Origin of the sequence: Flavobacterium anhuiense (assembly GCF_004151235.1) — a bacterium.
Classification (GTDB): Bacteria; Bacteroidota; Bacteroidia; order Flavobacteriales; family Flavobacteriaceae; genus Flavobacterium; species Flavobacterium anhuiense_A.
Genome location: NZ_JUIV01000005.1, coordinates 204,004 through 225,972, shown reverse-complemented (window position 1 = coordinate 225,972; position 21,969 = coordinate 204,004). Strand labels below are relative to the sequence as shown.

Here is a 21,969-nt window from a genome sequence, read left to right as displayed (position 1 = left end):
TATCATAATCTAGCTGTTTGACAAACGTTTTTTTGTATTTTTGCGTGAAATTAACGAAAAACAAAAAAATGCAACGCGACGAACAAATTTTTGATCTTATCCAAGAGGAAAAAGAAAGACAAATTCACGGACTAGAGCTTATCGCTTCTGAGAATTTTGTAAGTGATGAAGTAATGGCAGCAGCAGGGTCTGTTTTAACTAATAAATATGCTGAGGGTTATCCTGGCAAAAGATACTACGGCGGTTGCGAAGTAGTTGACGTTATTGAGCAGATTGCAATTGACAGAGCTAAAGAATTGTTTGGCGCTGAATATGCAAACGTACAGCCTCACTCAGGTTCTCAAGCAAATACAGCTGTATACCACGCTTGTTTAAATCCTGGTGATACTATTTTAGGTTTCGATTTATCTCACGGAGGTCACTTAACTCATGGTTCTCCTGTAAACTTCTCAGGACGTTTATATCGTCCAGTATTCTACGGTGTAGATGCTGAAACTGGTCGTTTAGATTATGATAAAATTCAAGAAATTGCAACTAAAGAACAGCCAAAATTAATCATCGCTGGAGCTTCTGCTTATTCTCGTGATATGGATTTTGCTCGTTTCAGACAAATTGCTGACAGCGTAGGAGCGATCTTATTTGCTGATATTTCTCACCCGGCTGGTCTTATTGCAAAGGGACTATTAAATGATCCAATTCCACATTGTCATATTGTTTCTACAACAACTCACAAAACATTAAGAGGACCACGTGGAGGTTTGATTTTAATGGGTAAAGATTTCCCAAATCCACAAGGATTAACAACTCCAAAAGGAGAAATCAGAATGATGTCTTCATTATTAGACTTAGCGGTTTTCCCAGGAAATCAAGGTGGGCCTTTAATGCACATTATTGCAGCTAAAGCAGTTGCTTTTGGTGAAGCTCTTAAAGATGAGTTCTTTACTTACGCAATGCAATTGCAAAAAAATGCAAATGCAATGGCTGACGCTTTCGTAAAAAGAGGTTACAACATTATCTCTGGCGGAACTGATAACCACATGATGCTTATTGACTTAAGAAATAAAAATATTTCTGGTAAAGAAGCTGAGAATGCATTAGTAAAAGCTGAAATTACAGTAAACAAAAACATGGTTCCTTTTGACGATAAATCTCCATTTATCACTTCTGGAATTCGTGTTGGAACAGCTGCAATCACAACTCGTGGTTTAGTTGAAAAAGATATGGAAACTATTGTTGAGCTTATCGATAAAGTTTTGTCTAACCATACAGATGAAGCTGTTATTGAAGAAGTTGCTGAACAAGTAAACGATATGATGAGCGAAAGACCAATTTTTGCTTACTAATTAAGATAAGTCTTAAAGTTTTAAAATCGAAAGTCAAAAGCCTTATTTTTGACTTTCGATTTTTGCATTTATAACTCATAACTCATAATTAAGAAATGGGCGTATTAAGATTACAATTGCCAACCGACCCAAGATGGGTAAATATTGTTGAGAAAAACATTGAAGAAATCTTAACAGATCACGCGTGGTGCGAACAAAAAGCAGCAACAAACGCGATTACAATTATTACAAACAATCCAGAGCATCAGGATTTGGTTCAAGATTTATTGGCTTTAGTAAAAGAAGAAGTAGATCATTTCGAGCAAGTTCATAATATCATCATTAAAAGAGGACTAAAATTAGGTCGCGAGCGTAAAGACGATTACGTAAACGAACTTTACCAATACATGAAAAGAAGCGGTGACGGAAGCCGTGTTTCTGGTCTTGTAGAAAGGCTTCTTTTTTCCGCTATGATCGAAGCTAGAAGTTGTGAACGTTTTAAAGTGCTTTCAGAAAATATTCAAGATGAAGAATTAGCAGTTTTTTATAGAGAATTAATGGAAAGCGAAGCAGGACATTACACCACTTTCATCACTTATGCTCGCAAATACGGAGTTGGAATTGATGTTGAAAAACGTTGGAGAGAATGGTTGGCTTTTGAAGAATCTATCATTACCAATTACGGAAAAGGAGAAACTATTCACGGATAAGTTTTTTGTTTGTTTTGTTTCAGGTTTAAAGTTTCAAGTTTGTCAGGCTGAGCGAAGTCGAAGCCCGCGCAAAGTACATCAAATTAAAAGAGCTTTAATCAGTGCTTTCGCGAAAGCAAACTAATGGACAATTGTTCACAAGTTCAACTTTTTGTTAATCTAATATCTGAAATCTAAAATCAGAAATTCTTACATTTGAGAGTAACCAAAATCTCGAACTATGAGAATAGAAATGGACCTGAAGCTTGGCTTTAAAGACGTCATGTTTAGACCTAAAAGATCAACGCTCAAAAGCAGATCTGAAGTTTCCTTAGAACAAAATTTTAAGTTTTTGCACAGCACTGCTAGTTGGGCAGGAATTCCGATTATGGCGGCCAATATGGATACGGTAGGAACTTTTGAAATAGCGAAGGTTTTAGCAAAAGAAAAACTTTTTACGGCCATTCATAAACACTACACTTTAGAAGAATGGAATAATTTCTTAAAAAATGCAACTCCAGATTTCTACGATTATATTGCGGTAAGCACTGGGACAGGAAAAGAAGATTTTGAGAAAATCGAAAAAATAATCTCTGCAAATCCTTTACTGAAATTTATCTGTATTGATGTTGCCAATGGTTATTCGGAACATTTTGTTCAATTTTTAAAGAAAACCAGAAAACAGTATCCTGATAAAATCATTATTGCAGGAAACGTCGTTACAGGAGAAATGACCGAAGAACTATTATTAGCCGGCGCTGATATTGTAAAAGTCGGAATTGGTCCTGGTTCTGTATGTACAACGCGTGTTAAAACGGGTGTTGGTTATCCGCAATTGTCTGCAATTATAGAATGCGCTGATGCCGCTCACGGTTTAGGCGGACATATTATAAGCGATGGAGGATGTACAACTCCAGGAGACGTAGCCAAAGCTTTTGGTGCTGGTGCCGATTTTGTAATGTTAGGCGGAATGCTGGCAGGACATACCGAAAGTGGTGGAGAACTAATCGAAGTAAATGGCGAAAAATTCAAACAGTTTTACGGAATGAGTTCGAAAACCGCAATGGACAAACATGCTGGAGGCGTTGCAGAATACAGGGCAAGTGAAGGAAAAACAGTTCAAGTTCCGTTTAAAGGCGAAGTAATTTATACGGTTTTAGATATTTTAGGCGGAATAAGAAGTACTTGCACTTACGTTGGAGCCTCACGATTAAAAGAATTGACTAAACGAACGACTTTCATCCGCGTAAGCGAACAAGAAAATCAAGTTTTTACAAAATAAAAATATATTTCAAAATACATTATGATTAGCATTTCAGAAGCAGGGTTAGGTGATATCTCTACAATTCAGAAAATTACAAACATCACTTGGCCTATTACTTATGGAGAGATATTATCCAAAGAGCAATTAGATTATATGTTAGGTTTGTTTTATTCTGATGAGGCTTTAGCAAAGCAAATTGAGAATAAAGAACAATTATTTTATCTCATTCTAGATTCTGACTCTACAATTGGCTTTATAGGAATTGAACACAATTATAAAAATGAAGCTATAACCAAAATTCATAAAATCTATCTTTTGCCAGAAACACAAGGAAAAGGTTTTGGTAAAATAGTATTTGAAGAAATCGCAAAAATGGCTTCAGAAAATAATTCCAATCAACTTTTATTAAACGTAAATCGCTTTAATACTGCTTTAAATTTCTATAAAAAACTAGGTTTCGAAATTAAAGAAACCGTTGATATAGAAATTGGGAATGGGTATTTGATGGAGGATTATGTGATGGAGAAGGAAATTTAATTTAACCAAGGGTGTTTACTCGAAAATCAAAGAAAGTTTTATTGACTAAATTATATTTTATATTCCAATAATAACTGCCTCCATCTTCGACATCATACCATTCGGTTTTCCATTTTTTTTCTGAAGTGTAATTTTCTCTCCAAAGAAAATTTATATAAATAATTCTTTCCCCTTTCTCGTTAAAAAAGCCAATATATTGTCTATTGTACTTATCTAAGTTTTTGTGTATTAAAGGGGTTAATTTATTAGTGTTGATAGCTTTTATGTTTTTATTAAGCAAAAATTCTAATTCTTTGATTTCATTTGAAGTAGGGGTGAAGCGCTCTGAATTATCAAAAAGATAGGAATCATAATCTTTTGAAAAAATTACTCCTATGTTTTTATGCGAAGTTGTTTTTTGAGAGTATGTTATTAGATGAAAGAGTAAAAAAAGAAGAATAGAAAGCTTTTTCATTTGTTTTATTAAAATTAAAAATTAATTCAACTCACAATCACATCATGAGTAAACAGCAAACCTTTCACTTCATTCAAAGAAAAAACTGCTTTCTTCAATTTAGTTTTTGATGGATCAATAGTATAATTAAAACTCGTTTTAAAATCGGCTTTATTGGCGATGGCTTTGCTGAATTCTGAACGATATAAATCACAATTGTCAAAAATTACGCTCGTTAAATCTGCGGCCATAAAATCTACAGCAATTAAACTGCAATTGATAAATGGAGTTCCTTTTAGTTTTAAGGTATAAAACTTAGAAAAATCGAGAATGCAATCATTAAAACGAACTTCAAAAATGAGTTTGTCGCACATGGCAAAATTCACTTCTTTAATTTCACATCGGTTAAAAGTGACCGTTCTCAAAGCGACATAATTGATTTTGGCTTCGCTGAAAATACAATCATTAAAAACGCAGTCGATAAAAGTAACGGCAAGAAAAGTGCAGGCAGAGAAATTACAATTGTTAAAAACGCAAGATTCAAAGTCCTTAAAATTCAAATCATCTTTGTCGTAAACAATTGTATTGTACTCTTTATCAAGAAAATATTCGCTTTCTTTTTTCAACTCCTTTTGGTAATTATTTGAGAGTGAAAAGGTAGTGATTTAGCATAAAATAATCTGAACAAATCATAAATGATTTTGATTCTATTCACATTTTTAATGCATAAAATACTGTAGCTTTACACTTATTTTTAAGTCAAAACATATCAATTTTATTATATGGAACCAACAAGAAAGGAACACGATTTTTTAGGAGAATTAGAAATTCCGAATCATTTATACTACGGAATCCAGACTTTTAGAGCGGTAGAAAACTTTAATATTACAGGAATTCCAATTTCAAAAGAACCTTTATTCATAAAAGCTTTAGGATATGTAAAAAAGGCTGCAGCTTTGGCTAATAAAGATTGCGGAGCATTAGACTCTAAGATTGCTGAAGCGATCTGCTACGGAAGTGATCAAGTTATTGCAGGTAAATTTGATCAGGAATTCGTTAGCGATTTAATTCAAGGCGGTGCAGGAACTTCTGTGAATATGAATGCCAATGAAGTAATTGCCAATATTGGTTTGGAATATCTTGGCCATAAAAAAGGAGAGTATAATTTTCTGCATCCAAACAATCATGTAAACTGTTCTCAATCTACAAATGATGCGTATCCATCGGCTTTTAGAATTGCTTTGTATCTTAAAATGGAAAGCTTTATTAAAACTTTTGCAGGTTTAGAAACTGCTTTCGCTAAAAAAGGCGAGGAGTTTAAAGATGTCCTGAAAATGGGAAGAACTCAATTGCAAGATGCTGTTCCGATGACTTTAGGACAAGAATTTAAAGCTTATGCTACAACAATTGGAGAAGATATTCAGCGTTTGAAGAATGCTCAAGAATTGCTTTTGGAAATTAATATGGGCGCAACCGCAATTGGAACAAAAGTAAATGCGCCAGAAGGTTATCCTGAAATCTGCGTGAAATATTTGGCAGATGAGGTTGGAATTCCGTTGACACTTTCTCCAGATTTAATTGAAGCTACTGTAGATACAGGAGCTTACGTTCAGATTATGGGAACTTTAAAACGTTCTGCGGTTAAGATTTCTAAAATTTGCAACGATTTACGTTTATTGAGTTCAGGACCAAGAACAGGTTTTAACGAAATCAATCTTCCAGCGCGCCAGCCAGGTTCGTCTATTATGCCAGGAAAAGTAAATCCTGTAATTCCAGAAGTGGTAAATCAGACTTGTTTTTATGTAATTGGCCAAGATTTAACGGTTACAATGGCGGCAGAAGCAGGACAATTGCAATTAAACGTAATGGAGCCTGTAATTGCTTTTGCGATGTTTACTTCGTTGGATTATCTTTCAAATGCGATTCAGACTTTAATTGATAAATGTATTAACGGAATCACAGCAAATGTTGATCACTGTTACAATATGGTGATGAACAGTATTGGAATTGTAACGCAATTGAATCCAATTTTAGGTTACGAAGAAAGTGCAAGTATTGCTGGAGAAGCTTTAAAAACAGGTAAAAGTGTTCATCAAATTGCGGTTTTAGAGCGAAAATTGATTACACAAGAAAAATGGGATGAAATTTATTCTTTAGAAAATCTAATTCATCCAAAGTTTATAACTAAATAATATTAAATAGCGATATGAAAAAGCCGTCAAATATTTTTTTGACGGCTTTTTTTGTTAAAATATTTTTAAAATTATTTGGTTTTAGTGTTTAACATGTTGAAAATAAGACTTATATTTACAATGAGATAGTAGTCTTATTTCTAAAACAAAACTTTACAATGGTGTTTTTTTTTGAAAATAAAGCCGTTCAGTACAAGTGTAAAATCCTAGGATTGCTATTTTTTATTTCCTTCAATTTGTTCGCTCAAGAAGAAATTCAAAATCCTGAAATTCAAAACCCAAAAATCTGTCCACCTAAAACGATATTTGATATCTTTAAAAAAGATGACGACGCACTAGTCGTTAAGCCTACAAAAAACAATTTTTTCTTGGTAATTCCTGCAATAGGTTCGCAACCCGCAACGGGTTTCTTTTTTGGTGCGGTCGCTCAGTACACATTTAAAGGGAAAGAAGAAAAAGACAAATATTCTATTGCTAACATCGGAATTACTTACACCTTAAAAGATCAATGGCTGGTCAATGTAAAAAACAATATTCTGCTCAAGAATAATAAAATCTTTTTAAGCGGAGACTACCGATTGTATCTGTTTTCTCAACCCAATTATGGTTTAGGAACCGATATAATTCCGCCAAGACGAGACCGTCCGCCCGGTTTTAGTGTAGATTCATTAGCTCAGGATATGGATTACAATTACTTTAAATTTCATCAGACGGTTTCTTTTGAGGTTAAAGAGAATTATTATGTAGGTGGAGGCATCAATATTGACTGGTATTCGAGTATAGATGACAAAGAATTAGATATTGCAAATGGAAAATATACCTATCATTATAATTACAGCCAAAAATATGGTTTTGATAATACAGAGTATTTTTTAAACGGAGTAAGTTTAAATCTGGTTCATGATTCGCGAGACAATCAAGTAAATGCATCAAAAGGCTGGTTTGCCAATATCAATTACAGATTTAATCCAGTAATCTTTGATAATCAGGATTACAGTAATGTTTTGTTTGCAGAATACCGTCATTTTATTCCTGTTTCGCATAAAAATCCGCGTTATATTTTGGCCATTTGGACTTACGGACAATTTGTGACCCGAGGGAAAGTTCCGTACTTAAATCTTCCTGCAATTGGCTGGGATCAGCGCAGCAGAAGTGGAGAAGGGTATACACAGGGTTTGTTTAGAGGAAATGGTTTAGTGTATTTATCGACAGAATTTAGGTTTCCAATTACCTGTAATCAATTGCTGAGTGGCACTGTTTTTACCAATTTTGTAACTACAAGTAATTCAGATAACGATCTTAAATTATTCAAATCAATTCAGCCCGCCGCGGGTATTGGTTTAAGGCTTTTAATTGATAAAGCGTCCAAAACCAATCTTATTTTTGATTACTCGTGGGGCAACAATTCTAAAGGATTTTATTTGAATGCTGGAGAAACTTTTTAATTTCAAAAAATTAAGAATCAAAAACTTTAATTCAGAAATAATATCAAAAAGCAGGCGATATGGCTTGCTTTTTTTATTCTTCATAATTAAATCATAATTTGTAAAGTTGTTTAAAATTATTTTAAATTGTATTCTTATTTTTGTTGTATATACAAACTTCTTAATATGAAATTACTGATAGTCGAAGATGAGCCAAATCTATTATCGATATTACGAAAAGGTTTTGCAGAGAATAATAATGAAGTAAGCGTTGCTATGGATGGTAAAACTGCCATGGAAATGATTCATAATTATATCTTCGATGTGGTGATTCTAGACGTTATGCTTCCTGATCTTAACGGAATTGAAATCTGCAGAAGACTTCGCGCAGCCAAAAACTTTGTGCCAATTTTGCTTTTAACCGCTTTAGGAACCTCAGAAAATATTGTAACGGGACTGAATGCAGGTGCAGATGATTATTTGGTTAAACCTTTTAAATTTGGCGAATTGGATGCTAGAGTGAATGCTTTGTATAGAAGATCGCAACAGGAAACAGAAAAAATCGACACTATTACAATTGGTGATTTAGAAATAAATGGACGTGCGAAAACAGTTAAAAGAGATGGAGAAAACATTATTTTGACTGCTAAAGAATTCAAACTTTTATATTATCTCGCTAAAAATACAGGCAGAATTGTTTCCAGAGATCAGATTTTGGATAATGTTTGGGATATTAATTTTGATATGAACACCAATGTTGTTGACGTTTATATTACATATTTAAGAAGAAAGATCGATAAGCCTTTTTCGACCAAACTTATTCATACCATGAAAGGTTTGGGTTATGTTATAAAACCATAATATGGATATAAGAAAAAAAATTACTTTTAATTACGTTGCCCTTTCTACCTTTAGTACGTCACTATTGTGTATCATTGTTTTTTTCTTGTTTAGAGAAAACAACCGTTACCATTTCTTAAAACGTCTAGACGATAGAGCAAAAATTGTTTCTTCTATCCATTTTCAAAAAGATCCAGAAAAAATTAAGTATTACAAAAATCTTAAAAAAAACGGGCTTGAAGAACTCATAGAAGAAGAGGAATATGTATTAAAAATCAATAGCCATAATAGTTTTGATTATAATACCAATCTAAATCTTCCAAACTCTTTTTATACCAATATTCTTAGAACAGGAAAAGATTCTTATGAAAGGGATAACAAATATTATTTAGGGCAGATTTTTCAAGAGAGCGATCAAAAATATATTGTGATTGTTGGAGCGAGAGATCGCAAAGGAAAAGATACAACGGTTTATATTGTTAAAATCATGCTGTTTGGCGGAATTGGATTCGTGATTCTTGCCTTTCTTTTAGGTCGATTTTTAGCAAAACGCGTCATTAATCCCGTAGCCAGAATTACAAAAGAAGTAAAAAGAATTAGCGCTTCTAATCTTCATAATCGTCTTCCCGAAGTTAAGAACTCTGATGAAATATCAGACTTGACAAATACTTTTAATAATATGCTGGATCGATTGGAGACATCTTTCGAAATTCAGGCTAATTTTATTAATAATGCTTCTCACGAATTAAAAACGCCAATAACAACCATTATTGCTGAAGCTGAAATTATGCTGCTAAAAGAAAGAGAAAAACATGAATATGTAGAATCTTTGCAAAATATTTATAGTCAAGCTTCACGATTAGGGAATCTAACAGAAAGTCTTCTTAAGCTTACGCAAACAGGATATGACGGACAAAAACAAGTATCGGATATTGCTCGCATGGACGAACTATTATTGGATGTAAAATCTGATCTCGATAAGATTTATCCTGACAACCGTGTAAGCATTAAACTTAATTTTGCTCCAGAAGATTCTAATTTACTGCTTTTGCCGTGCAATAAACCGCTTTTAGAATTGGCAATCAACAATATTATTACCAATGGCGTAAAGTATTCTGATAATAATGAAGTGTTTGTGAATCTTACGGCAAATAAAGAAATGATCAAAATCACGATCAATGATATCGGAATAGGAATTCCTCCAGAAGATATTCCGCATTTGTACGAACCTTTCTTTAGAGGTAAAATCGCTGCGAAATATATTGGCTATGGTTTAGGTCTTCCGTTAGCGTCTAAAATTATTAGAATGCACGATGGAGAACTTCAAGTGCAATCTGAACAAAACAAGGGAACAATTGTTACGATTATGTTCAAAAAATCCAATATTAAAAAATCTAATGTTTAATTTTAGAAAATTCTAATTTTAGATTAATAACAGTCTAATTTACTGAGAGTTATTTTGTAAGTATAAACTAAAAGAATATACTTATGAAAAATTTTCTTATACCTACAACTTTAAAAGATGACACCATTTCGGCTGTTAAATCTGCGGTAAATCAGTCTAAGAACACTGATTCGGAAATTATTTTAGTATTAGTTTCAGAAGCTCCTGATACATTTTCGTCATCGGGCTTTTTAAGAGAAATGAAATCCGGACTTACTAGGAGCCAAGAAGAAGTTCTGGAAACTTGCAGATATATTATTGATCATACTGCAAATGTCAAATTAAAAGTTCATAATCAATACGGACTTTCTGCACCGATTTTTAAGAGATTAATAGACGTTTTTTCGGTAAAATTGGTCATTCTCACACATTCTTATAAACAAGAAACCAAAAGAATTCATCAATATTTGGTGCAATTGGCAGGAAATCAAAAATGTCCAATTCTTCATTTAAGCACAGAAATCAATAAAGAAGTTTTCCATAAAGCACTCTATGTCGAAAATTCTAGCAAAAATATCCATGTAAAAGATGTGCAGGAATTTTTGAGCGCTAATTTCTCTTTCGAAATTGTAAGTCAGACAGCTAGTTTTGAAGATAACTACGAAAATGTTGCGCCGTTTTTATCAGAAGCCATTTCAAAACACAACATCGATATGCTAGTAGAAACCCGAAAAGGCGAAAAAATCAAGTTTAAAAAAGCTAAAAAAGAAAATGTCAATGAAAAACTAGGACTTCCAGTTCTTTCATTGTATGAAGAGATGGTTTAAGAGTTTGAGATTCTAAGTTTCTAAGACACTAAGTCTCTAAGCTTTTTAATTCTTAGCATCTCAGGACCTTAACATCTTAGCCTCTTAAAAAAAATTAATTTAAATCCGGAAATATGTTATTAAAGAAAAGAATACCAATGAAGTACGTTCTCGGGAAAATTAAAGTAGAAATTGCACTAGTATTGGCTTATACGATACTGTTTGAAATTTTCCATCACTATTTTATCAATCTTCCTGTAGATATCCCGATTGCCATTCCGACCATGATCGGAACGATTATTTCTCTATTATTGGCCTTTAAATCAAATCAGGCTTATGATAGATGGTGGGAAGCGAGAATTGTTTGGGGAGCCGTAGTTAACGATTCCAGAACCTTAATTCGTCAGGTATTGACGTTTTACGAGGATCCTGATTTTTCTGTTGAAGCTAGTGAATTCAAAGAAAATTTTGCTAAAAGACAAATTGCGTGGTGTTACAGTTTAGGGGAATCACTTAGAAAAAGAGATGCCATAAAACCGCTTGAAGGTTTAATTAGCGAAGAAGAAATTAAATATATCAAGAATCATCAAAACGTTCCGAATGCGATTTTAATGTTGCACGCGAGAGATTTGAGAAATGCGAAAAATGAAAAGAGAATCAACATGTATCAGCAGGTTGAAATCGATAATACTTTGTCGAGATTATGTGATGAAATGGGAAAATGTGAACGAATTAAAAACACGATTTTTCCAACAACATACAGTATGTACATTAGATTGACTTTATGTTTATTCATTTTTGTATTGCCTTTCGGATTAACAAGCGTATTAAGCTGGTTTGCCATTCCGCTGATTACTGCAATCGGTGCCGCTTTCTTTTTGATCGAAAGAATGGCGATTCATTTGCAAGATCCGTTCGAAAACAGACCAACAGATACGCCAGTTACTGCAATTGCAAATACAATTGAAAAAAATATCAAACAAATGCTAAACGAATATCAAAGCGAATTTGATATCCTGAAAGAATTTGATTTAAATGACGAACCTAAGAAAGTCGAAAAAGACGCTTATTTTGTCTTATAACTATTTAATTTTGGTCTTCTTTTAATTGTTGGCTGGACAGTGTGTAGTTGCGCTGTCCGGTTTTTTTGTCTTTGCGAGGAACGAAGAATCTCCACAAGTAACTCCGTTACAATTTTTCAATCTTTGCCGAGCTTCTCACGGAGATTTCTCCTTCGTCGAAATGACAATATTGTGTTTGTTTTTGGAGTCTAAAGCTGTTTCGCTAATCTTCCCAACGTCTGAATAGCAGTTCTCACTTCATTAGACCAAGGCAATCCAAAACTCAATCGCATGCAATTTGAAAACTGATCTTGAAATGAAAAGATCCTTCCTGGAGCAATGCTAATATTATGTTTCAGCGCTAAATGATAAAAAGCGGCTGTGTCGATTTTTTTATCCAATTCGAGCCATAAGAAGAATCCGCCTTGTGGTTGACTTACTTTGGTTCCTGCAGGAAAAGACTCTAAAACAGTATTAATGTAGTTAGTGCAGTTTCGATTCAGAATCTGACGAATTTTTCTAAGATGATTTTCGTAGCGGCCATTTTTTAGAAAATCGCCAACCACTTCGTGTGTAATTGTTGAATTGGAGATCGTATGGTACAATTTGGTTCTCAGAACTTCTTTTTTAAACTTCCCCGGAGAAACCCAGCCCACACGATAGCCTGGTGCCAGACTTTTCGAAACAGAACTGCAGCACAAAACAATCCCGCTTTCATCATAAGTTTTGCAATTCGTAGGACGGCTTGAACCGAAATATAAATCACCATGAATATCGTCTTCAATTAGAGGAACATTATAAAATTCCATTAAACGGACGATTTCCTTTTTATGTTCGTTTGGAAGCATACTTCCCGACGGATTGCTGAAATTAGTCATTAAAACACAAGCTTTTACTTTATTAGAAGCAAGAGTCTTTTTAACCGCTTCGAGTTCAATTCCAGTTGTCATATTGGTAGGAAGTTCCATTACATACAAACCTAGTGATCTTGCAAGCTGAAGAATACCAAAATAAATAGGACTTTCAGTAATAATAGTATCTCCTGGTTTAGTCAGTGCCAGCAAACAATTTGAAATTGCCGAAATACATCCTGGAGTCGTTATAATATCATCTTCAGTAAGAGAACCGCCCCAAGTAAAAGACCAGCGTGCAATTTCTTTTCTTAGATTACTGTTTCCTTCAATTTCTTCATAACTCGTTCCGCTGTTGGGCAGTTGACGCATAGCTTGAACCATTCCTTTATTTAGTTTTGCTATTGGAAGTAATTCATTAGAAGGGAAACCAAGCGAAAGCATCGTAATATCTTTTTTGCGCATATCACCGTAAACCAAATCCACTAAATCCTCACGTTCAATATTTTCAAGAGTTAAAAGCGGTTTACTTGCAGATGGTTCTGGAATTGTTCTGGCCGAAATATTACTTACATAATAACCTGATTGCGGTCTGGATTCAATCAAAGATCGGCTCTCCACTTCATAATATGCTTTGCTGACAGTACTCATGCTGTAGCCTGTTTCTGCACATACTTCTCTTATAGAAGGCAGTTTGTCGCCTACATTTAAAAGCCCAGATTTGATTTGTTTTTCGATGAGGTCAGCAAATTGAAGATATAAGTAATTGGAATTTTTCATTATCAAAATAAAAACTGTTATGCTGCAATTTACAAAAACTGTATCTGTATTGCTGTTTTATTTTTAAGAAATTTGCTTCATCAAAAGAAAACATTTCAAAAACAGCTTTAGTGAAAACAACAAAATATTATATAGCAGCTATTTCTGCCTTTACAACATGGGGACTTTTCAGTTTGGTTTTAAGACCAATTCATGAATATCCGTCATTAGATATTTTATTTTTCCGAGTTTTCAGCTGTAGTATTTTGATGCTTTTGATTGCTCTTTTATTCAAAAGAAAACAAATAAAAGAAACCATCGAGATCTTTAAAGCGTTGCCAAAATCAGAAAAAAGAAAATCAATTCTGCTTAATATTGGCGGGAGCGCATTTTTGATGGGAAATTGGTTTACGTATATTTATGTAATGAATCATGTCAGCGTAAAAGCAACTTCTCTGGCATATTTAGTTTGTCCTATTCTGACAACCATACTAGCTTATTTTATATTACAAGAAAAACTTTCTAAAACACAGTGGATTTCTGTAGGATTAAGCATTTCAGGCTGTGTGTTATTGTCATATGCCGCTATTATGGATATGGTTTTCAGTATCATTATAGGACTAACGTATGCCTCTTATTTAGTAAGCCAGCGCGCCAATAAAGGTTTTGATAACTTTATTGTACTGACTTTTCACATTACCTTGGCAGCATTAGTATTATTACCGTTTTATCCGGTTTTTGGGGGACCGGTTCCAACGGAATTTAAGTTTTATCTCTGCATTGAAACCATTGCAATTGTATTTACTATAATTCCGTTATTTCTCAATTTGTATGCACTCTCAGGAATCAACTCTTCGACAGTTGGAATGTTGTTAAACATTAATCCGATGATTGCATTTGGTTTGGCGGCCTTTTTCTTCAAAGAAAATATTACGCCTTTGCAGATTACAGCATACGGTATCATTTTTACCGCAGTGTTAGTTTTTAATTCGCATCATATTTTTGCCATAAAGCAAAAAATGACCTCAATATCCAAGGGTTCTTAATTCTTAGTTTTCATATTTTTTATTGGTTTAAAATCGAAAATTGTCAGAATCTTAACAGGATGTTTAAACAGGAATGAGTATATTTCATTCCTGTTTTTTTATGTTCTAAACAGAAAAATTATTTAGCCACTGATTTAAAGGATTAAAAAGATTATAATCTTTGGACTAAAAATTTTTGCCACGAATTACAAGAATTACCACGAATTAATTTGTTATAGAATTGAGAATAAAATTTGTGCAAATTCGTGTAATTCGTGGCAAACAAAAAATCCTTTCTAATCTGTGTAATCTGTGGAAAAAAAAAACTATTACAAACCGAATCTTAATATTATGAAAGCTGCCAAACTTCAAGCCTTTACTCCATTATTTTATTTAGTGTGGTCAGATGATTTACTGACACAAAAAGAATTTACAACTTTAAAAGAATTTATAAATTCCCTTAATGTATTATCTCAAGAAGAAAAAGAATATTTGCTTTCTAAAGCCGATATTTCAAATCCGCCTTCGCGAAATGAACTCACACAATGGAAATTGGATATCGAAAAAAGTATTCAAGATACTTCTTCAATCAAATCGATTTTTGATATTGCAAAAGCACTTTCAGGAACCGATTTAGATTTAACGCCAATCGAATCTGATTTCAAAAAACTAGAGAATGATTTAGGAATTTTGGGCGAAGAAGCATTGCAAAATTTCAAGACAAAAGCAGGTTCTTTTACAGCCAATTCTCAAACTAATGTCAGTTTTGACATTCAGAAAATCACAAAAATTTTAGATGGAAAGGAAGCAGCAATAATAAAAAGAGTAAAAGCAGTGATTTCGAGACCCGAATTTGCTTATGAAACTTCTACCGATATCAATGTTTTCAGACAGACTGTCTATAAATGGTGCAAGATTCTAGCTGATGAAAATTTAGGAAGCATGGCTTATCCAAAAGAATACGGTGGAGGAGGAAATATCGAAGATTATTTTGCCATTATGGAAACGCTGAGCTATCACGATTTAAGTCTGGTAATTAAATTTGGTGTCCAATTTGGGCTTTGGGGAATGAGCGTTCAATCTCTAGGAACCGAAAAACATTATGCTAAATATCTAAAAGACATTGGTTCGTTGAAACTTCCTGGCTGTTTTGCTATGACCGAAACACATCACGGATCGAACGTAAAAGGTCTGGAAACCACAGCAACATACAATCATAGCAATCAGACTTTCACTATTCATACGCCAAACAAAAACGCCCAAAAAGAATATATTGGAAATGCTGCTGTTCACGGACAAATGGCGACTGTTTTTGCCAAATTAATTATTGACGATCATGATTATGGTGTAAATGCCTTTGTGGTTCCGTTACGCGATCCAAATGGTAATGTTGTAAACGGTGTAACAATCGGCGATTGCGGCCATAAAATGGGATTAAACGGTGTAGACAACGGAACGATTAGTTTCGATAATGTTATAATTCCGAAAGAAAATATGTTAGATCGTTTTGCTTCTGTGAATGATAAAGGAGAATTCGAAAGTCCGATTCCAAGTGATAACCGTAGATTTTTTACCATGTTGGGAACTTTGGTTGGTGGAAGAATAGGGATTCCGCGTTCGGCTTTAGCGGCAGCAAAATCTGGATTGACAATTGCCATTCGCTACAGCGATCAAAGAAGACAATTTGGACCAGAAGGCGGTTCTGAAGTGCCTATTTTGAATTATAGAATGCATCAGCGCAGATTATTACCACATTTAGCGAAAACTTATGCGGTTCATTTTGCGCTCCAGTATTTAACCAACAGATTTTTAAATAGAACCGAAGCCGAAATGCAAGAAATTGAAGCACTAGCTGCAGGAATGAAATCATATTCTACTTGGAGCACCAGAGATATTTTGCAGGAATGCAGAGAAGCTTGTGGAGGAAAAGGTTATTTGTCTGAAAATCGAATCGATGCACTTAAAAATGATACGGAAATCTATACCACTTTTGAAGGCGATAATACAGTTTTGATGCAGTTGGTTGCGAAAAACCGTTTGGCAGAATTCAGAAAGGCGTTTGGAGAAATGGGTTCGCTTGGAATCATTAATTATGTGTACGAAAATGCAAAAACGGCTATAGCAGAGAAAAATCCAATCGCAACTCGTAGAACAGACGATGAGCATTTATTAGATGGAGAATTTCATCTTCAGGCATTTGTTCACAGAGAAAAAACAATTTTGGCTTCGGCAGCGCGACGCATCAAGAAATTAATTGATGGAGGATTAGAACCTTACGATGCATTTAATGTCGTTCAGCATCAAATGATTGATGTAGCGCAGGCGTATTTAGAGAGAATAGTTTTAGAACAATTTCAGATTGCAATAAAAGCGGTCGAAGATGAATCATCAAAAGCAATTTTAACTAAACTGAATCAGTTGTACGCACTTTCAACAATCGAAAAAAATAAAGCTTGGTATTTGGAAGACGGTTATATGGAAGCGGTTAAGACTAAAGCAGTCCGTAAAATGGTCAATCAGCTTTGCTGGGATATTCGCCCAGATGCTGTGGCTTTAGTAAATGCTTTTAATATTCCTGAAAGCTGTTTAGCGGCGCCAATTGCGGTCTAATTTTTTTTACCATATAAGTGATATAAGAATTGAAACAACTTTGTCAAAGTTTTAGACTTTGACAAAGTTTTTTTATGAAACATTATTTAATGATATAAGTATATTTATGTTTTAAATATGTTTATACCATCGTTTTATTGAAATAATTGGACTTTTCGAATTCCATTACATTAATAGAGATTACGGGAACTTCAGGAAATAGCGTATTTAATTTTGAAACAATAACTTTAGATAAATTACCTTTTTGGTCGTCATTTCTTCCTTCCATGATGTAACTGAAAACATGAATAAAATCATCTAAGGTATTTCCGTTGTTATAATAAGTAAAGGGATTAATGCGTACTTTGATTTCAGAAGCGATAAAGAGATTCGTCGATAAAGCAGCATCAAAAACCTCTTGCATTATCTCATCTGCAGGTCTTCTGCGTAATACATTTTCTGAGCAGTCAATTATAAAGTGTGGCATAATTTTTAAGTTTTAGATAAGGTTTGCTGTAACAAAATTATAAAAAAGGATACTTGTAATATTATTGAATTTGCACTTTATTATATTTGTACATCTTATTAATTTTTTTGTTAGTTTGAAAAATCTATTTCTGTCCCTTTTTATAGTTCTTATCAGCTTTCCTCTTTTTGCATCAGAGAGCACAGATGCTATTTTAAAAGAATTAAACGAAGCAATCAAAAATAAACAGCATTACGTAAAGATTAAAGAAGAACGAATTCTGAATTTCAAGAAAATTAAATCAGATAATCTTACTAAAGAGCAGGAATACAATTATAATAAAACACTGTATTTAGAATACCAGAAACTAAATTCTGATTCGGCTATTCAGTACGTAAAAAAGAATCTCAAAATCGCAGAAGAACTTCAGGATAAAGAGCTCTACGATTTAGCTCAGTTACAATTGGTGACGCTTTATTCTTCTTCTGGAAAATACCGTGAATCTGAAGCCATTCTGAAAAGTATCAACAAAAAGAACTTGGCACTTTCATTGGTTCCTAATTATTACATTTCATATCGCGAATTTTTCGAGCATTATGCGGCTAATAGTTATAGCCCCGAATATAGAAAACAGATTGGCAAATATCGAGATTCATTATTAAGTGTTCTCAACTCGAATACCTTAGAATATCAAATAAATAGAATTCAGCAAGATATTTTTATTCATAAAAAATACAATGATCCCAAAAAGCAGTTATTGGTTTTATTGAATAAAACGAAAGAGGAAAATCCGCAATATGCTATGATTACCTATCTGCTAGGAAAAATAGGAGAAGCTACACATGATTTAGAAGCCAGAAAAAGATACTACGCGCTTTCTGCGACTTCGGATATTAAAAATGCCAATAAAGACAATGCTTCATTGCAGGAACTCGCTTTGGTTTTTTACGAAATTGGCGATGTTGATATGGCATATAAACTCACCCAATCGGCTATTGAAGATGCGCTATATTGCAATGTTCAGTTTAGAACTTTGCTGATGTCAGAAGTATATTCGATTATCAACACAGTATATTTAGAGCGTGAAGCACAGCGAAAAAGCGAATTACAGATTTATCTGCTTTGCATTAGTCTGCTTTCTTTGTTTTTGATCGTTGCGGTTATTTATGTGTATATACAGATGAAAAAGGTTTCGAGAATTAAAACAGAACTCTACGAAACCAGTCAGAAACTAGCGGAATTGAATAAAGATATCACCGAAACCAACAGCCAGCTGCAGGAAAGTAACTTGCAATTGTCTGAATCTAATTTGGTTAAAGAAGAATATATTGCACATTTCTTCAATCTTTGCTCAACTTACATCAATAAGCTAGAAAATTACCGCATTATTCTAAACAAGAAAGCAACTGCAAAACAGTTTGATGAAATCTATAAAATTTTAAAATCAACTACTTTGGTTGATAATGAGCTGGAAGAATTGTACAAAAACTTCGATATTATCTTTTTAAACTTATATCCAACATTTGTCAAAGATTTTAATGCTCTATTGATTCCAGAAGAACAGATTGTCCTCAAACAAAATGAATTGCTAAATACAGAACTTCGAATTTTTGCTTTAATCAGACTTGGAATTACGGACAGTGTTAAAATAGCAGCATTTTTACGTTATTCTTTAAGCACAATTTACAACTATCGTACAAGAGCTCGAAATAAGGCTGCAGTTTCGCGAAATGATTTCGAAGAAATGGTCATGAAAATAGGCTCAATGGCTTTGAAAGCATAAAAAAATATTTTAAATCTACTACTTTTTTTTGTCCTTTTTAAAATTTAAATACCTGTTATTCAGTATTTTGATTTTTTAATTCACTACTTTTTTTTGCCTAAAAATGTAACTTGTACGATAACGTTTTAGTTTTACAATATGATAAAAGTTTTTTCTCAAGAAGACTTTTCCCACTTAATAAACTAATGCTTTAATAATTACTGTTATGTTAAAAAACGTTAAAACAATTGTTGTTTTACTTTTACTAAGTTCCTTGGGAGCGAATGCCCAGAACAAAGTTCCAGTTTATCTAGACGATAAAAAACCGATTGAAGAGCGTGTAGAAGACGCGCTTAAACGAATGACGACCGAAGAGAAAATCGCTATGATTCATGCGCAGTCTAAATTTAGTTCTCCAGGTGTAAAACGTCTTGGAATTCCAGAAAACTGGATGACCGATGGACCACACGGAATTCGTACAGAGGTAAAATGGGACGAATGGGATCAAGCAGGATGGACAAACGATTCTTGTATTGCTTTCCCTGCGCTTACAGCACTTTCGTCAACTTGGAACAAAGAATTGGCTTCTTTATATGGTAAATCTATCGGAGAGGAAGCACGTTACCGTAACAAAAACGTATTATTAGGACCTGGTGTAAACATTTATAGAAGCCCATTAAATGGACGTAACTTCGAATATATGGGAGAAGATCCGTTTTTAGCTGCAAAAATGGTTGTTCCTTACATTAAAGGAGTTCAGTCAAACGGTGTTGCTGCTTGCGTAAAACACTTTGCTTTAAACAATCAGGAAACAAACCGTAACTCTGTAAACGTAATTGTTGACGATCGTGCATTATATGAAATTTATCTTCCAGCTTTTAAAGCAGCCGTTCAAGAAGGTGATGTTTGGTCAATTATGGGATCTTACAACAAATACAAAGGCCAGCAATGCTGCCACAACGAATATTTATTAAATGATATTCTTCGCGGAGAATGGGGCTTTAAAGGAGTTGTAGTTTCAGATTGGGGAGGAGTTAACGATACTAAACAGGCAATCCACAATGGTTTGGATATGGAATTTGGTTCATGGACAAACGGTCTTTCTTGGGGAACAAGCAATGCTTATGACAATTATTATTTAGCAAAACCATACGCAGAAATGATTAAAAAAGGCGAGGTGGGAACTAAAGAATTAGACGAAAAAGTACGTCGCATTCTACGTTTATCTTTCTTGACAACAATGGACAGAAACCGTCCTTTTGGATCTTTTGGAACTGAAGAACATGCTTTGGCAGGACGCAAAATTGCTGAAGAAGGAATCGTTTTATTGCAAAACAACAACAATATTTTGCCAATCAACCTTTCTAAAACTAAAAAGATAGCTGTAATTGGAGAAAATGCTATTAAAATGATGACAGTTGGAGGAGGAAGTTCTTCACTTAAAGCAAGATACGAAATCACTCCGCTTGAAGGTTTAAAGAAAAGAATTGGAAACCAAGCTGAAATCGTTTATGCAAGAGGTTATGTTGGAGACCCTACAAGCAATTACAACGGCGTTGTAGCTAAAGTAAGTTTAGAAGAGAAACGTCCTCAAGCTGAATTGACTGCAGAAGCTTTAAAAGTAGCTAAAGATGCTGATATTGTTCTTTTTATTGGCGGATTGAACAAAAGCCCAAATCAGGATGATGAAGGACACGACCGTAAAGAATTGAATTTGTCTTATGGTCAGGATAAATTAATAAGCGAATTAGCGAAAGTAAATAAAAATATTGTTTTTGTAAATATTTCTGGAAATGCAGTGGCAATGCCTTGGATTAAAGAAGTTCCAGGAGTTGTTCAAGGATGGTTTTTAGGAACAGAGGCAGGAAATGCTTTGGCGAATGTTTTGGTTGGAGATGTGAATCCGTCAGGAAAATTATCTTTCACTTTTCCAGTAAAATTATCTGATAACGGAGCTCATGCTTTAGGCCAATTTCCAGGTGGTGATGACGTAAAATACAACGAAGGCATTTATGTTGGATACCGCTGGACAGACAAAAACAAGATCAAACCTTTATTTCCTTTTGGACACGGTTTAAGCTATACAACTTTTGCTTATGGAAAAGTTACAGCAGACAAAAAACAAATAAATGCTGGAGATAAAATCACATTCTCAGTAAACGTAAAGAATACAGGAAGCAGAGAAGGTTCTGAAGTAGTACAATTGTATATTTCTGATTTAAAATCTTCATTGCCTCGTCCGGTAAAAGAATTAAAAGGGTTCGAAAAAGTAGCTCTTAAAGCAGGTGAAGAAAAAACAGTTACGTTTACAGTTGATAAATCGGCTCTAAGTTTCTTTGATGATAAAAAACATGACTGGGTTGCTGAACCTGGTGATTTTGAAGCGATTGTTGGAGCTTCTTCGACAGATATTAAATCTAAAGTGAATTTTTCACTTAAATAAGTTTTTTTATTTCTAAAAATTGGTTGGTTTGTAAAGCTGCAAGTGTAAAAATTTGCAGCTTTGCTTTTGGTTAAAAATTCATTATTAAGACATTAAGAAACATAAAGAGAAGCTTTATTTTG

General features: G+C 33.8%; 18 protein-coding genes. 14 read left to right on the top strand and 4 right to left on the bottom strand.

Going from position 1 to position 21,969, the window contains the following annotated elements:
* Window positions 1-68: 68 nt before the first annotated feature.
* From glyA to NU08_RS09505, 4 genes are all read left to right on the top strand, one after another.
* Entirely contained in the window at window positions 69-1,343 is a 1,275-nt protein-coding gene (gene glyA / locus NU08_RS09520) for a serine hydroxymethyltransferase (RefSeq protein ID WP_129746900.1), read from the top strand.
* A gap of 95 nt (window positions 1,344-1,438) precedes the next feature.
* On the top strand, window positions 1,439-2,032 hold the full coding sequence (locus NU08_RS09515) for a tRNA-(ms[2]io[6]A)-hydroxylase (protein ID WP_026729503.1): 594 nt from the start codon (window positions 1,439-1,441) through the stop codon (window positions 2,030-2,032).
* A gap of 220 nt (window positions 2,033-2,252) precedes the next feature.
* A complete protein-coding gene (locus NU08_RS09510) occupies window positions 2,253-3,293 on the top strand; it encodes a GMP reductase (protein WP_129746899.1) in 1,041 nt (346 codons plus the stop codon).
* Window positions 3,294-3,314: 21 nt separating this feature from the next.
* Window positions 3,315-3,812: a GNAT family N-acetyltransferase gene (locus NU08_RS09505; protein WP_129746898.1), complete on the top strand. Its 498-nt coding sequence runs from the start codon at window positions 3,315-3,317 to the stop codon at window positions 3,810-3,812.
* A 1-nt stretch (window position 3,813) separates the two neighbouring features.
* Here the strand turns inward: NU08_RS09505 and NU08_RS09500 are convergent, their stop codons facing one another.
* Window positions 3,814-4,266 carry a hypothetical protein gene (locus NU08_RS09500; protein WP_129746897.1) on the bottom strand — a complete coding sequence of 151 codons (453 nt, stop codon included), beginning with the start codon at window positions 4,264-4,266 and terminating at the stop codon, window positions 3,814-3,816.
* A 26-nt stretch (window positions 4,267-4,292) separates the two neighbouring features.
* On the bottom strand, window positions 4,293-4,871 hold the full coding sequence (locus tag NU08_RS09495; RefSeq protein ID WP_129746896.1) for a pentapeptide repeat-containing protein: 579 nt from the start codon (window positions 4,869-4,871) through the stop codon (window positions 4,293-4,295).
* 156 nt (window positions 4,872-5,027) lie between these two features.
* On the opposite strand from NU08_RS09495, the gene aspA reads away from it, so the two are divergent.
* From aspA to NU08_RS09465, 6 genes are all read left to right on the top strand, one after another.
* Window positions 5,028-6,437 carry an aspartate ammonia-lyase gene (gene aspA, locus NU08_RS09490; RefSeq protein ID WP_129746895.1) on the top strand — a complete coding sequence of 470 codons (1,410 nt, stop codon included), beginning with the start codon at window positions 5,028-5,030 and terminating at the stop codon, window positions 6,435-6,437.
* Window positions 6,438-6,595: 158 nt separating this feature from the next.
* A complete protein-coding gene (locus NU08_RS09485) occupies window positions 6,596-7,882 on the top strand; it encodes a BamA/TamA family outer membrane protein (protein WP_129746894.1) in 1,287 nt (428 codons plus the stop codon).
* A 165-nt stretch (window positions 7,883-8,047) separates the two neighbouring features.
* Entirely contained in the window at window positions 8,048-8,722 is a 675-nt protein-coding gene (locus NU08_RS09480) for a response regulator transcription factor (protein ID WP_129746893.1), read from the top strand.
* 1 nt (window position 8,723) lies between these two features.
* Window positions 8,724-10,106 carry a sensor histidine kinase gene (locus NU08_RS09475; RefSeq protein WP_129746892.1) on the top strand — a complete coding sequence of 461 codons (1,383 nt, stop codon included), beginning with the start codon at window positions 8,724-8,726 and terminating at the stop codon, window positions 10,104-10,106.
* An 83-nt stretch (window positions 10,107-10,189) separates the two neighbouring features.
* Window positions 10,190-10,912 (top strand): hypothetical protein, encoded by a 723-nt coding sequence (locus NU08_RS09470; RefSeq protein ID WP_129746891.1) that lies wholly within the window; start codon window positions 10,190-10,192, stop codon window positions 10,910-10,912.
* A 113-nt stretch (window positions 10,913-11,025) separates the two neighbouring features.
* Window positions 11,026-11,973, top strand: a complete 948-nt coding sequence (locus NU08_RS09465; protein ID WP_129746890.1) for a bestrophin family protein — start codon at window positions 11,026-11,028, stop codon at window positions 11,971-11,973.
* 188 nt (window positions 11,974-12,161) lie between these two features.
* On the opposite strand, the gene NU08_RS09460 is transcribed toward NU08_RS09465, so the two are convergent.
* Complete coding sequence (locus NU08_RS09460) at window positions 12,162-13,583, bottom strand: PLP-dependent aminotransferase family protein (RefSeq protein WP_129746889.1); 1,422 nt, start codon at window positions 13,581-13,583, stop codon at window positions 12,162-12,164.
* 110 nt (window positions 13,584-13,693) lie between these two features.
* On the opposite strand from NU08_RS09460, the gene NU08_RS09455 reads away from it, so the two are divergent.
* Window positions 13,694-14,608, top strand: a complete 915-nt coding sequence (locus NU08_RS09455) for an EamA family transporter (protein ID WP_129746888.1) — start codon at window positions 13,694-13,696, stop codon at window positions 14,606-14,608.
* A gap of 330 nt (window positions 14,609-14,938) precedes the next feature.
* A complete protein-coding gene (locus tag NU08_RS09450; protein ID WP_129746887.1) occupies window positions 14,939-17,197 on the top strand; it encodes an acyl-CoA dehydrogenase in 2,259 nt (752 codons plus the stop codon).
* Window positions 17,198-17,318: 121 nt separating this feature from the next.
* Here NU08_RS09450 and NU08_RS09445 read toward each other — a convergent pair whose 3' ends face one another.
* Window positions 17,319-17,663, bottom strand: coding sequence for a 5-carboxymethyl-2-hydroxymuconate Delta-isomerase (locus NU08_RS09445; RefSeq protein WP_129746886.1), 345 nt, complete (start codon window positions 17,661-17,663; stop codon window positions 17,319-17,321).
* A 115-nt stretch (window positions 17,664-17,778) separates the two neighbouring features.
* Here NU08_RS09445 and NU08_RS09440 point away from each other — a divergent pair, with 115 nt between their 5' ends.
* Together NU08_RS09440 and NU08_RS09435 are read left to right on the top strand one after the other, a co-directional pair.
* Window positions 17,779-19,425 (top strand): DUF6377 domain-containing protein, encoded by a 1,647-nt coding sequence (locus tag NU08_RS09440; protein ID WP_165352441.1) that lies wholly within the window; start codon window positions 17,779-17,781, stop codon window positions 19,423-19,425.
* A gap of 205 nt (window positions 19,426-19,630) precedes the next feature.
* Window positions 19,631-21,847: a glycoside hydrolase family 3 C-terminal domain-containing protein gene (locus NU08_RS09435; RefSeq protein WP_129746884.1), complete on the top strand. Its 2,217-nt coding sequence runs from the start codon at window positions 19,631-19,633 to the stop codon at window positions 21,845-21,847.
* The last annotated feature ends 122 nt before the right edge of the window (window positions 21,848-21,969 follow it).